Here is an 11,316-nt window from a genome sequence, read left to right as displayed (position 1 = left end):
TGATGGTGGCGACGCAGACCTTGCCCGAGGCCTCGACCGCCAGGCTGTCGAACAGCTGGTATCCGGGCATGTTGGCAACCACCCGGCCGGGCGCGAAGCCCGCGGGCGGACCCAGCACGCCCACCTCGGCGACATCGAAGGCCCAGAGCCGGCCGAGGTTGGTGTCGGCCAAGTAGACCACCTTCTCATCGGGCGAGAGGCCCACGCCATTGGGAGAGATCAGGTGGTCGCGCTGGCGGCTGATGTGGCTGCCGTCGGTCTTGGCGTAGTAGAGCGCGCCGAACTTGCGGCCGTCGGGCGTGGAACAGCCGTGGTCGGAGAACCAGAAGCCGCCGGCCTTGTCGAAGACGAGGTCGTTGGGGCCCACCAGCCGCTTGCCGTCGCAGGCGTCGTAGAGGGTGGTCAGCTTGCCGGTGGCCAGGTCAAACCGCTGGATCGAGCCGCCGGTGTGGCTGGCGGGCGTGGGGCCGGGGATGGTCAGGCCGCCATTGTCCAGCCACTCGAAGGACCCGCCGTTGTTGGTGATGTAGATGGCGCCGTCCGGGCCGATGGCCGCCCCGTTGGGGCCGCCGCCGGTCTCCACCACCGTGGTCCTGGTTCCGTCGGGGGTGACGCGGGTCAGGCGCTGGGCCTTGATCTCGGTGAGGATCACCGAGCCGTCGTTCATGGCGATGGGGCCCTCGGGAAACTCGAAACCCTCAGCCACCAGCTGCATGTCCATGTTCGTCTCCCCACGATTTTCTGCCACTATGGGTCGGTTCCCCGGCGTGAGGCCAGCCCCCAAACTCAGCGCCGCTCGAGCACCCGGATCGTGAAGGGATACTCGTCGTCCTCGCCGGCCGGATGGTCCTGGGCGCTGACTTCCTTCCACTGGCTTTCGTCGAAGCCCTTGAGGACGACGTCGCCCTCGACGTCGGCATGGACCTCGGTGAGGTAGATGCGGCGTGCGCGGGGCAGGACCAGTTCAAACAGGGAGGCGCCGCCGATGACGCAGAATTCCTCCTGGCCGTCCTCCTCGGCCTGCTCGCGGGCGATGGACAGCGCCTCGCTCAGTTCCTCGCAGACCAGGCCCCCCTTGGCCTCGAAGGAGCCGTCGCGGGAGACCACGATATTGGTGCGGCCGGGCAGGGGCGCCTTGGGCAGGCTCTGCCAGGTCTTCCGGCCCATGATCACCGGCTTGCCCATGGTGACGGCGCGGAAGTTGGCCAGGTCGGTCTTCAGCCGCCAGGGCAGCTCGCCGCCCCGGCCGATGACGCCATTGGAGGCGCGCGCGATGGGGCCGGCGGTGAGGATCGGTGTCATGGGGAATTCATAACCTGACTCTCCCCCGCTCGTCCCGGCCAAGGCCAGGATCCAGACCGTAAGTCAGGACTGAGCCCGGAATCCGGAATGCGGTGGATGCACCTGGGTCCCGGCCTTCGCCGGGATGAGCGGGTTTATACGGAGATCGGCGCGGGTCCCGGCCTTCGCCGGGATGAGCGGGTTTATACGGAGATCGGCGCGCTGATCTTCTCATGGGCCTTGTAGCCGCGCAGCTTGAAGTCCTCGTAGTCGTAGGAGAACAGGTCGGCCTTGTCGGCGATCTCCAGGCGCGGGAGGGGCAGGGGATCGCGGGTCAGTTGCTCGCGGGCCTGGTCGAGGTGGTTCAGATAGAGGTGGGCGTCGCCGAGCGTATGGACGAACTCGCCGGGCTCCAGGCCCGTCAGCTTGGCAATCATCATGGTCAGCAGGGCGTAGCTGGCGATGTTGTAGGGCACGCCCAGGAAGACGTCGGCGGAGCGCTGGTAGAGCTGGCAGGACAGCTTGCCGTTGGCGACGAAGAACTGGAACAGGCAGTGGCAGGGCGGCAGGGCCATGTCCTCGATCTCGGCCGGGTTCCAGGCCGAGACGATGTGGCGGCGGCTGTCGGGATTGGTCTTCAGGCTCTCCACCACCGCGGCGATCTGGTCGATCACCCGACCGTCGGGGGCGGTCCAGGAGCGCCACTGCTTGCCGTAGACGGGGCCAAGCTCGCCGTCCTGCGCGGCCCATTCGTCCCAGATGGAAACCCCGCGCTCTTGGAGCCAACGAACGTTTGTATCGCCCCTCAGGAACCACAGCAGCTCCACGAAGATCGACTTCCTGTGCAGCTTCTTGGTGGTGAGCAGGGGGAAGCCCTGGGAGAGATCAAACCGCATCTGGCGGCCGAAGACGCCCAGCGTGCCGGTGCCGGTGCGGTCGCCACGCTGGACGCCGTTCTCCAGGATGTCGGCCAGCAGGTCGAGATACTGCCGCTCTGGATGCTCCGGGGCGGTGAGGGCTTGCGGCAGACGTTGGGCTGTCAGGGCGTTCATCGGGTCTTGCCGGTGAGGAAATGCGCGAGTGATTCGGCCCCGATTCGCAGGCTTCGGGAATGCGCGTTTCCGTCATCCCCGGTTGCGATCGGCCCCAGAACGTAGAAAACTGTGAGCACATTCTGTTCTGGGGGACTGATGATGATCCTGGCCCTGCTCATGGCCGCCGCGCTCAGCGGCTCTGATCAACCGCCGGCGGCGACCGCCGCCGCCGAGACCCTGCCTGTCGCCGCGCCCCTGAAGAAGAACGAGCAGCGGATCAAGATGATCTGCCGCGAGGACGCGCCCACCGGCACCCGCCTGGCCAAGCGCACCTGCCTGTCGCTTGAGGACTGGAAGCGCCGCTCGGAGGAAGACCAGGAGGCCATGCGCCAGATGGCCATGAAGTCGGCCTTCTCGGACGTCCGCGGCCGCTAGACCCTGACGCGAAGCTCGCCTTCCAGCGTATCTGAGGTTGCTTCACCCCAGGCGCCGTGGAACCTTGAGTAGAGTTCCTGTCTGGGGGTTTCATGATTCTCGCCTTGCTTATGGCCGCCGCGCTCAGCGCCGCGGACGGCCAATCGCCCGCGCCGGTTCCCGCGCCGCCGACTGCGGTCGAGCGCCTGCCGGTCGCGGCCCCGCTGAAGCCCGGCGAGAAGCGGATCAAGATGATCTGCGTGACCGACGCCAAGCCGGGCTCGCGCTTCACCCAGAAGACCTGCTACCCGCTCGACGAATGGAAGGCGCGAATGGAGAACGCGCGCCAGGTGGTCAGCGACTATCAGATGGCGCCCCAGATGAACCCGGGCCGCTAGATTCAAAACATGAGAGCACGTCGGGCGGCGGGACCGGTATCCACTTCCGCCTGACATGCTCTAGCCGGCGAAGCCGCCTTCATCGAGGAATTCCTGCTCCTCGGGGGTCGTGGTGCGCCCGAGGCAGGCGTTGCGGTGCGGGAAGCGGCCGAACCGGACGATGATGTCGCGGTGCAGGACGGCGTATTTCAGGGTCTCGGGATCGCCGAGCGCGGTGCAGAGGCGCACGCTCTCGTCCTGGTCGGCCAGGTCCTCCGAATGCTCGAAGGGCAGGTACATGAACGGCCGCAGCAGGGGCTCGATCTCCAGGTCCTGGCCCACCGCCACCGCATGGCGGGCGATCTGGCGGGCCTTGCCGTCGGTGGCGAAGGCGTGGCCGGTGTTGCGCCACAGGTTGCGCGGGAACTGATCGAGCAGGATCAGCAGGGCCAGGGACCCCTCGGCGGTCTCCATCCATCTGTCGTGGCGGCCCAGGGCGGCCATGTAGTGGACAGGCTCGAACTTCAGCTGGATGGCGGCGTCGAAGTTGGGGTTCTTGGCGAACCACTTCCTAGGCCCCGCCGTGCGCCAGAAACCGGTGATGTCGTGCGGGGTCGCGGGCATGGGGGTCTCCGGAAACGCGTCGGCTCGCTCTTTGAAACCTATGTCGGTTGGCGCGAGATTCCGTTCAAGCGCGGTTCACACAGCCACGCTCATTAACGAATTCCAAGGGACATCCACGGCCGCGCGCGGCCAGGCGAGAACAGTGACATGAAGACGGTGATGAGGGGCGCCCTGGCGCTGGTGCTGCTGGCCTCGACGGCCCCGGCGGCGTTCGCCCAGGAGGATGGCGGCGAGCATCGCCGCGCCAACCGCGACGACGGCGGCTACAATCCCGCCATGCGCGCCAGCACGCGCAACAATCCCGACAACGCCCGGCCGGCGCCGCAGCCCAGCGCTCCGGCCCCGGCTCCTGCGGCGCCTGTGGCCCAGGCGCCTGCGCCCGGCGGCCAGTCCTGGCAGGGGGGCGATCGCCACCGCGGCCCGCAGCCCCCGCCGACCACGACCCAGCCTGATCGCCGTGGCGGCGGGAGCACGACCTGGCAGGGCTCCGGCCAGCGCCAGGGCCAAGGCTGGCAAGGTCAAGGCTGGCAGAGCCAGCCCAACGATCGCCGTCATGACGACCGCAACGATCGCAACGACCGCAATGGCCGCAACGACGGCGACCGGAACTGGGGAAACCAAGGCTGGAACAATGGCGGCGACCGCAACTGGCGGCCCGACCGGCAGCCGCGTCCCCGCTATGACCAGCGCCACTATGGTCAGACCTATCGCAGCCAGCAGCGCTACCGCGGCTATGCCTACCGCCCGCCGTCGGGCTTCTACATCCGCAGCTGGAGCTATGGCGACTTGCTGCCGCGGTCCTGGTGGAGCGGCCAGTACCGGCTGAACGACTGGTGGTCCTACGGCCTGCCCATCCCGCCCATCGGCTACGAGTATGTCCGGGTCGGCGCCGACGTGCTGCTGGTGGACATGTTCTCCGGCCGGGTGGTCCAGGTGATCTACGACGTCTTCTGGTAAGTCCGAGTTCTCCCTCCCCTTCATGGGGAGGGACGAGGCGGCGATAGCCGACGAAGGGTGGGGAATATCGCCAAGGCTTCCCCACCCGTCTGGCGCTTCGCGCCATCCACCCTCCCCATGAAGGGGAGGGATGGCGGGGCGAAATGTCCTGCAAGTGGCCGTTCGGCTTGACCTTCACGCAAAATTCCGCTGCAAAGCCCCGCCTTTGCTGCGGCGCCGTTGCGCGACGTCGTGGCGACCTTCGTCCTCAGGAGAATGACCATGCGCGTCTACTACGACCGCGACGCCGACCTCGCCCGCATCCTGGACAAGAAGATCGCCATTGTAGGCTACGGCTCCCAGGGCCGCGCGCACGCGCTGAACCTGTCGGAATCCGGCGTGAAGAACGTGGTGGTGGCGCTGCGCCCCGGCTCGGCCACCGCCAAGAAGGTGGAGGCCGACGGCCTGAAGGTGATGAGCGTCGCCGAGGCCGCCGCCTGGGCCGACGCCATCATGGTGCTGGCGCCCGACGAGCTGCAGCGCGGCATCTATAACGAAGAGATCGCCCCCAACATCAAGGACGGCGCGGCCCTGCTCTTCGCCCACGGCCTGAACATCCACTTCAACCTGATCGAGCCCAAGTCGACCATCGACGTGCTGATGATCGCCCCCAAGGGCCCCGGTCACACCGTGCGCGGCGAGTACCAGAAGGGCGGCGGCGTGCCGTGCCTGATCGCCATCCACCAGAACCCGACGGGCAACGCCCAGGACTTCGGCCTGGCCTACGCCTCGGCCATCGGCGGCGGCCGTTCGGGCGTCATCGAGACCACCTTCCGCGAGGAATGCGAGACCGATCTGTTCGGCGAGCAGGCCGTGCTGTGCGGCGGCCTGGTGGAACTGATCCGCGCCGGTTTCGAAACCCTGGTCGAGGCGGGCTACGCCCCCGAGATGGCCTATTTCGAGTGCCTGCACGAGGTGAAGCTGATCGTGGACCTGATCTACGAAGGCGGCATCGCCAACATGAACTACTCGATCTCCAACACCGCCGAGTACGGCGAGTACGTGACCGGCCCGCGCATCGTGACGCCCGACACCAAGGCCGAGATGAAGCGCGTGCTGGAGGACATCCAGTCGGGCCGCTTCGTGCGCGACTTCATGCAGGAGAACGCGGTCGGCGCCCCGAGCTTCAAGGCCACCCGCCGCCGGGGCTCCGAGCATCAGATCGAGGAAGTCGGCGCCCGCCTGCGCGCCATGATGCCCTGGATCACCAAGAACAAGCTGGTGGACACCGCGCGCAACTAGGGCTGCGGCGACCTTCAGGAAGTCAGGAGGGGTCGGACGCAGGTCCGGCCCCTTTTTCTATGTGATGCGGTAGTCGCTGATCTGAACCTCGGCGCCGTAGTCGGCGAAGTCGCCGTCGGCGCGGCGGCGGCGGAACTCGCCCCAGGGGAGGTCGCGATATCGGCGCGGGGCCCGGAGCGGGGCGATGAGCGCAGAATAGGCGGGGTTGAAGAAGTAGGCCAGGCTGAACCGCTCGCCGTCCTCCATGGCCAGCACCCGGTGCAGCGGCGCCTGATAGGCGTCGTTGGACCAGACCTGGATCATGTCGCCCACATTGATGATCAGGCCGCCAGGGACCGGATCGACGGGACGCCAGACCTCGTCCTTGAGGACCAGGAGGCCGGGGACGCCGTCGGTGAGCAGGACGGTGAGCGCCCCGGCGTCTGTGTGGTGGTGGATGCCCAGGCCCGCGGGTTCGGCGGCCTCGTCGCCTATCGGATCGCGGGTGGGGTAGTGGTTGAGCCGCAGGAAACTGGTGTGGACGCCTTCGAAGGCCGGGGCGAGCGCCTCGGCCTGCGCGCCCAGGCCCGCGGAGATCTCGCGCAGCAGCCGCAGGCAGAGGGCCTCGCAGGCCGTGACATAGGCCCGCGCGGCGGGCTCGAAGGCGGCGCGCCAGGGCGGGAAGGGTGTGGAGCCGGAGAAGGCGTCGTCGGTGGGCGGGAGGCCCGCCACGTCCGGCCCGATGTCGAAGATCTCCTTCTTGTCGCGCCGGTTCTTGGTGAGTTCGCGGTCGTAATAGCCCCAGGGGTTGTCGCGGCTGCGGCTCAGCGCCCGCTTGTCGGCGGCCGGCGCCGCGAACAGGCCACGCGCCTCCTCCATCACCGCCGCCAGCAGGGCGGGGTCGAGGCCATGGCCGACGAGATGGAAGAACCCCCAGTGGGCGCAGGCGCGGGCCAGCTGGTCCCGAACCTCTTCGGGCGGCGCGGCCAGGTCGATGACCGGCACGGTCTGATCGTCGTCCATGGCGGCGGTCCCCTGCCACATCGTGTTCGGGCGTTCCTCTAGCAGGTGGCCCCTGAAACGCGAGCCCGCCGTCAGTCCCGGGACTTGAGGTAGAGCTTGTCGCCCTTCACCTGGAAGGACTCCAGCCGCCGCAGGAAGCTCATGCCCAGCAGGGAACTCGACATGGGCGCCTGGTTGATCACCAGGGGCATGTCGGAAAAGCCGATAGAGCCCACCGCCAGGCTGTCGGCGGTGAAGGCCGCGCCGTAGCCCGTCCCGTTGGCGGTTTCCGCAGTCTTGTCGAAGCTAAGCGCGTCAAGGTCGACCCCCAGGCGTTTGGCGTCGGCGGGGCTGAGCACGGTGTCGCTGGCCCCGGTGTCCACCAGGAAGCGGACCAACTGGCCGTTGACCTTGCCCATGACAAAGAAGCCGCCCTCGTCGCCCTGCGTGACCACCAGCTCTTGCGGGCTGACCGCGACCGGGTAGGAGGACGAGAACTGCATGCGCACCCGCTGGCCGACGCCGGACAGCTCGCTGCGGTAGGTGACGCCCAGGACCAGCACGGCCACGATCCCGGCCCAGATGCCGGCGTGGCGCGCGGCCTGGCTCCAGCGGACGCCTCTGGACAGCAGGGACGTCGAGAGCATGGCCATCAGCAGCACGCCCCAGGCCACCCAGGCCCAGTCCTCGGGCGAACTCACCGCGCCGGGGAAGGCGGCGAAGAGCAGGCGCACCCCGCCAAGGATGGCCAGCAGGGCGAGGATCCACAGCGCCCGGCGTCGACGCGCGCCGGGCGGGCGCGCCGGCTCGTGATCTCTGACATTCCACGGTCCGCCGCCTTCTGACATCGCCCGTCCCCCATCGACCCGCGAACAGACTAATCCAAGGCGCCCTGAAAAAATCGTCGAAGATCGCGCAGTCCCCCTTTTCAAGCCCGGGCGGCCTTCCTAGGTCTGGGACGCAGGCCGGGCCCCTCTGGCGATTCTTAGCTCTCCTCCCCGAGCGGATCGTGATGTCGGACTGCATCGGGTGCGCTCGATGCCGGGTCCTTGACGGTTTGGCCCCCCATCCCTCGGTTCCGGACTTCGGGCGCACCCATCCCTTGATGTGATGGAGCCCCGCGCCGATGCCTCTTCTGCTTTGCCCCAACTGCAACACCTCGATGTCGGCCGTGAGCCGGCAGGCGGTGGAGTTCGACATGTGTCCCGCCTGCCGCGGGGTCTGGCTGGACCGGGGGGAGCTGGAGAAGCTGATCGCCGCCGGCCGCGGCGAGGCCCCGGCCCAGGAGGGGCCCGCCCGCATGTGGCGCGAGCCCGAGCGCCCGCGCCGCGACTGGGACGACGACGATGACGACCGCCATCCCGCGCACCGGCGCAAGAAGCGCTTCGACCTGTTCGATATCTTCGACTGAAGCGGCTAGGGCCTCACGGCCACGAGAGCCCCGCCTGCCCCCGCAGGATCGCCTCGGCCTCCTCGGTGTGCTTGGCGCCCTCGCGGGGGTGCAGAACCAGGGGCGGCAGGAGGACCAGCGGCGCCTTGCCGGTCTTGATGGCCCGGACCAGCACCCGCTTGGCGGGCGAGTCGGCATGGGCGTGGATGGGGCGGATCTGGAAGGAGCCGGCCTTAGGCGCCAGCAGGGTCAGGATGTCGGCCAGGCGGTCGGCGCGGTGGATCAGGGTGATCGTCCCGCCCTCCCGAACCGCCTTGAGCAGGAAGCCTGTCCAGGCCCCCAGCCCCCCATCGGCCATCCAGGCGCCCCGCTTGGCCTGAGCCGGCGCGCGCAGCGCGGCGGGGTCGTCGAAGTAGGGCGGGTTGGCCATGACCGCGTCGAAGGGCGGGACCGCCAGGGCCTTGAAGGGCAGGGCGACGTCGCCCTCCAGGATGACGACACGTCCCTCCATGCCGTTCAGCGCCACGTTGTCGCGGGCCAGGGCGACGGCGGCGAGGTCGCGTTCCATGCCGACAAAGATCGCGCCCGGCCGGCGGGCGGCGGCGGCCAGCAGGGCCCCGCCGACGCCGCAGCCCACCTCCAGCACCCGGCCCCCGTCGGCGGCGTCGCAGGCGGCCGCCAGGAGGGCGGCGTCCATGCCCGCGCGGTAGCCTTCCGGCGCCTGACGCAGGCGCACGCGACCGTCCAGCAGTCGGTCCTCGGGTGTTGCGTCCATGTCGGCTTGCTGACTCGTAATCGCCATATCGGAACGGTGGGGCGTTGTGCTGTCCTTGACCGTGCCTTATCGCGTCACCATTGTCCCCGCAAACGGCGACGCCCCCCGTCTCGCCGCCCCAGATCAGGAGTCCTCGTGGACGCAGTCAGCGCCCCGGTCGTCCGAAAGCCCGTCTCCATCGATGGCCTGCTGGACCTCGCGCGCCCCGACATGGCCGGCGTCGACGCCCTGATCCGCGACCGGATGCAGAGCCCGGTGGCGGTCATCCCGGCGCTCGCCGAACACCTGATCGGCGGCTCGGCCAAGCGGCTGCGCCCCCTGCTGACCATCGCCGCGGCCCGGCTGGCCGGAGCCAAGGGCGATTCCTGCCTGAAGCTGGCCGCGGCCGTGGAGTTCATCCACACCGCCACCCTGCTGCACGACGACGTGGTGGACTCCTCGGAGCTACGCCGGGGCAAGGTCGCCGCCCACCTGATCTGGGGCGCTCCGGCCAGCGTGCTGGTGGGGGACTTCCTGTTCGCGCGCGCCTTCGAGCTGATGGTGGAGGCCGGCTCCATGCAGGCCCTGGAGATCCTGGCCCGCGCCAGCCGGGTGATCGCCGAGGGCGAGGTGCTGCAGCTGACCCGCGCCCACGACCTCAACCTGCCCCAGGAGATGTACCTGGAGATCATCAAGGCCAAGACGGCCGAGCTGTTCGCCGCCGCCGCCGAGGCCGGGGCGGTCTCGGCCGGCGCCAGCCCCGAGCGTTGCAAGGCCCTGCGCAAGTTCGGCCAGGACCTGGGCGTGGCCTTCCAACTGGTGGACGACAGCCTGGACTACAGCGGCGTCAGCCAGGAACTGGGCAAGAATCCCGGCGACGACTTCCGGGAAGGCAAGGCGACCCTGCCCCTGCTGCTGGGCATCGCCCGCACCGGGGCGCCGGAGAAGGCCTTCTGGGACCGGGCCGTGGCCCGCCTGGAGCAGGTGGACGGCGACTTCGAGCGGGCGCGGGATCTGATCACCGGGGCCGGCGCCCTGGACGCCACCCTGGACCTGGCCGCCGACTATGCGGGCCAGGCCAAGAGCGCGCTGTCGGAATTCTCCGCCAGCAATAGCTGGCGCCCGGCCCTGGAAGACTTGGCCGACTTCGCCGTCAGCCGGCTGCGCTGAGGAGTGTTCTGAGCTAGACTGTCCCCGCATCGCGCGTCCGGGGGCGGGCTTGTCGGGAATCCGGCTTAGGAACCCTCTTTCCGTTCGCACGCTCCTACTGGCCAACAGGGAGTGTGTTTCGTGTTTGGTGGTGAACGTCTGGCGCGGCTTGGCGCCTTCAACCCGCAATTTCCCGACGCCGAGACCCTGCACAAGGGACTGGCCCACTGGAACCATCGCCGCCTGGCGGTGGCCGCGCCGTCGCAGGACTGGCGCGCCGAGGTGGCCGAAGAGGCGCGGATGAAGCATTTCGAGGGCTCGTACATCGAGGCCTTCCGGGAGCATGTCGCGCCCCTGGTGGCGCAGGTCCCCACCGATCCCGACGGCTTCATCGCCTGGTTCGAGGCGCTCAAGGTCTCGGGCCCCGGCCAATGGGATCCGCTGTTCGCCTGGCTGGAGAACGACGCGAGCCTCGCCGACATGCGCTGGTTCCTGACCCAGGAAGCCGCCGGCGAGGCCGGCTTCGATGATCTTGTCGCCATGACCCAGGTGAAGCTGCCCGCGCGGCCGAAACTGGAGCTGGCCCGCAACTACTGGGACGAGATGGGCCGCGGCAATGAGGGCGGCATGCACGGCCCGATGCTGGAGCGCACCACCAGGGGGCTGGAGCTCTCGCCCACCATCGACTCCACCCTGTGGCAATCCCTGGCGCTGGCCAACACCATGACCGCCTTCGCCACCACCCGACGATATACCTACCAGTCGATCGGCGCCCTGGGCGTCGTGGAGCTGACCGCGCCGACCCGCGTGGGCGCCGTGGAGGCCGGGCTGAAGCGCCTGGGGGTCAGTCCCGAGGGTCGCAAGTACTTCGCCCTGCACGCCCACCTGGATATCGAGCACTCCAAGGCCTGGAACGCCGAGGCCCTGGTTCCCCTGGTCACCGAGACGCCCGAGTGCGCCCGCCACATCGCCGAGGGCGCGGTCATGCGCCTGATCTGCGGCGAGCAATGCTTCGAGACCTACCGCGCCCACCTCTGGGCCCACGCCCACCCGCTGGTCTACGCGGCGGAGTAG

Annotated in this window: 14 protein-coding genes; 7 read left to right on the top strand and 7 right to left on the bottom strand. The window is 68.9% G+C overall.

Going from position 1 to position 11,316, the window contains the following annotated elements; translation table 11 throughout:
* The 3 genes from Q7T09_RS13280 to Q7T09_RS13270 form a co-directional block, all read right to left on the bottom strand.
* Positions 1-721 (bottom strand): SMP-30/gluconolactonase/LRE family protein (locus Q7T09_RS13280; protein ID WP_304700320.1); only part of this gene is annotated, 721 nt, incomplete at its 3' end.
* A gap of 65 nt (positions 722-786) precedes the next feature.
* The gene (locus Q7T09_RS13275) at positions 787-1,302 is read right to left on the bottom strand and encodes a dihydrofolate reductase (RefSeq protein WP_304700318.1); all 516 of its coding nucleotides are present in this window, start codon (positions 1,300-1,302) and stop codon (positions 787-789) included.
* A 182-nt stretch (positions 1,303-1,484) separates the two neighbouring features.
* Positions 1,485-2,324: a thymidylate synthase gene (locus tag Q7T09_RS13270; protein ID WP_370689246.1), complete on the bottom strand. Its 840-nt coding sequence runs from the start codon at positions 2,322-2,324 to the stop codon at positions 1,485-1,487.
* Between the two features lie 147 nt (positions 2,325-2,471).
* Between Q7T09_RS13270 and Q7T09_RS13265 the strand changes: the two genes are divergently transcribed.
* Positions 2,472-2,750, top strand: a complete 279-nt coding sequence (locus tag Q7T09_RS13265; RefSeq protein ID WP_304700314.1) for a hypothetical protein — start codon at positions 2,472-2,474, stop codon at positions 2,748-2,750.
* 92 nt (positions 2,751-2,842) lie between these two features.
* Positions 2,843-3,127, top strand: coding sequence for a hypothetical protein (locus Q7T09_RS13260; RefSeq protein WP_304700312.1), 285 nt, complete (start codon positions 2,843-2,845; stop codon positions 3,125-3,127).
* A 60-nt stretch (positions 3,128-3,187) separates the two neighbouring features.
* Here Q7T09_RS13260 and Q7T09_RS13255 read toward each other — a convergent pair whose 3' ends face one another.
* Positions 3,188-3,730 (bottom strand): DUF924 family protein, encoded by a 543-nt coding sequence (locus Q7T09_RS13255; protein WP_304700310.1) that lies wholly within the window; start codon positions 3,728-3,730, stop codon positions 3,188-3,190.
* 147 nt (positions 3,731-3,877) lie between these two features.
* Here Q7T09_RS13255 and Q7T09_RS13250 point away from each other — a divergent pair, with 147 nt between their 5' ends.
* Together Q7T09_RS13250 and ilvC are read left to right on the top strand one after the other, a co-directional pair.
* Positions 3,878-4,687, top strand: a complete 810-nt coding sequence (locus Q7T09_RS13250) for an RcnB family protein (RefSeq protein ID WP_304700308.1) — start codon at positions 3,878-3,880, stop codon at positions 4,685-4,687.
* Between the two features lie 261 nt (positions 4,688-4,948).
* Positions 4,949-5,968 (top strand): ketol-acid reductoisomerase, encoded by a 1,020-nt coding sequence (gene ilvC / locus Q7T09_RS13245; protein ID WP_304700306.1) that lies wholly within the window; start codon positions 4,949-4,951, stop codon positions 5,966-5,968.
* A gap of 57 nt (positions 5,969-6,025) precedes the next feature.
* Here the strand turns inward: ilvC and Q7T09_RS13240 are convergent, their stop codons facing one another.
* Both Q7T09_RS13240 and Q7T09_RS13235 read right to left on the bottom strand, forming a co-directional pair.
* Positions 6,026-6,970 (bottom strand): isopenicillin N synthase family oxygenase, encoded by a 945-nt coding sequence (locus Q7T09_RS13240; protein ID WP_304700304.1) that lies wholly within the window; start codon positions 6,968-6,970, stop codon positions 6,026-6,028.
* Positions 6,971-7,041: 71 nt separating this feature from the next.
* Positions 7,042-7,797, bottom strand: a complete 756-nt coding sequence (locus Q7T09_RS13235) for a TIGR02281 family clan AA aspartic protease (RefSeq protein WP_304700302.1) — start codon at positions 7,795-7,797, stop codon at positions 7,042-7,044.
* A gap of 278 nt (positions 7,798-8,075) precedes the next feature.
* Here Q7T09_RS13235 and Q7T09_RS13230 point away from each other — a divergent pair, with 278 nt between their 5' ends.
* Positions 8,076-8,360: a zf-TFIIB domain-containing protein gene (locus tag Q7T09_RS13230; RefSeq protein ID WP_304700299.1), complete on the top strand. Its 285-nt coding sequence runs from the start codon at positions 8,076-8,078 to the stop codon at positions 8,358-8,360.
* A 13-nt stretch (positions 8,361-8,373) separates the two neighbouring features.
* On the opposite strand, the gene Q7T09_RS13225 is transcribed toward Q7T09_RS13230, so the two are convergent.
* On the bottom strand, positions 8,374-9,114 hold the full coding sequence (locus Q7T09_RS13225) for a tRNA1(Val) (adenine(37)-N6)-methyltransferase (protein WP_370689245.1): 741 nt from the start codon (positions 9,112-9,114) through the stop codon (positions 8,374-8,376).
* Positions 9,115-9,249: 135 nt separating this feature from the next.
* Here Q7T09_RS13225 and Q7T09_RS13220 point away from each other — a divergent pair, with 135 nt between their 5' ends.
* Together Q7T09_RS13220 and Q7T09_RS13215 are read left to right on the top strand one after the other, a co-directional pair.
* Positions 9,250-10,263 carry a polyprenyl synthetase family protein gene (locus Q7T09_RS13220; protein ID WP_370689244.1) on the top strand — a complete coding sequence of 338 codons (1,014 nt, stop codon included), beginning with the start codon at positions 9,250-9,252 and terminating at the stop codon, positions 10,261-10,263.
* Positions 10,264-10,383: 120 nt separating this feature from the next.
* A complete protein-coding gene (locus Q7T09_RS13215; RefSeq protein WP_304700295.1) occupies positions 10,384-11,316 on the top strand; it encodes an iron-containing redox enzyme family protein in 933 nt (310 codons plus the stop codon).

Origin of the sequence: Phenylobacterium sp. (assembly GCF_030645195.1) — a bacterium.
Lineage (GTDB): Bacteria > Pseudomonadota > Alphaproteobacteria > Caulobacterales > Caulobacteraceae > Phenylobacterium.
Note: the sequence above shows the minus strand (reverse complement) of the source record. Positions and strands in the feature narration are given on the sequence as shown.

What these genes read in the sequence shown, in the direction of transcription:
- Q7T09_RS13225 (WP_370689245.1), bottom strand. Translation starts at nt 9,114, where the DNA reads ATGGACGCAACACCCGAGGACCGACTGCTGGACGGTCGCGTGCGCCTG.
- Q7T09_RS13275 (WP_304700318.1), bottom strand. Translation starts at nt 1,302, where the DNA reads ATGACACCGATCCTCACCGCCGGCCCCATCGCGCGCGCCTCCAATGGC.
- Q7T09_RS13250 (WP_304700308.1), top strand. Translation starts at nt 3,878, where the DNA reads ATGAAGACGGTGATGAGGGGCGCCCTGGCGCTGGTGCTGCTGGCCTCG.
- Q7T09_RS13255 (WP_304700310.1), bottom strand. Translation starts at nt 3,730, where the DNA reads ATGCCCGCGACCCCGCACGACATCACCGGTTTCTGGCGCACGGCGGGG.
- Q7T09_RS13230 (WP_304700299.1), top strand. Translation starts at nt 8,076, where the DNA reads ATGCCTCTTCTGCTTTGCCCCAACTGCAACACCTCGATGTCGGCCGTG.
- Q7T09_RS13240 (WP_304700304.1), bottom strand. Translation starts at nt 6,970, where the DNA reads ATGGACGACGATCAGACCGTGCCGGTCATCGACCTGGCCGCGCCGCCC.
- Q7T09_RS13265 (WP_304700314.1), top strand. Translation starts at nt 2,472, where the DNA reads ATGATGATCCTGGCCCTGCTCATGGCCGCCGCGCTCAGCGGCTCTGAT.
- ilvC (WP_304700306.1), top strand. Translation starts at nt 4,949, where the DNA reads ATGCGCGTCTACTACGACCGCGACGCCGACCTCGCCCGCATCCTGGAC.
- Q7T09_RS13235 (WP_304700302.1), bottom strand. Translation starts at nt 7,797, where the DNA reads ATGTCAGAAGGCGGCGGACCGTGGAATGTCAGAGATCACGAGCCGGCG.
- Q7T09_RS13260 (WP_304700312.1), top strand. Translation starts at nt 2,843, where the DNA reads ATGATTCTCGCCTTGCTTATGGCCGCCGCGCTCAGCGCCGCGGACGGC.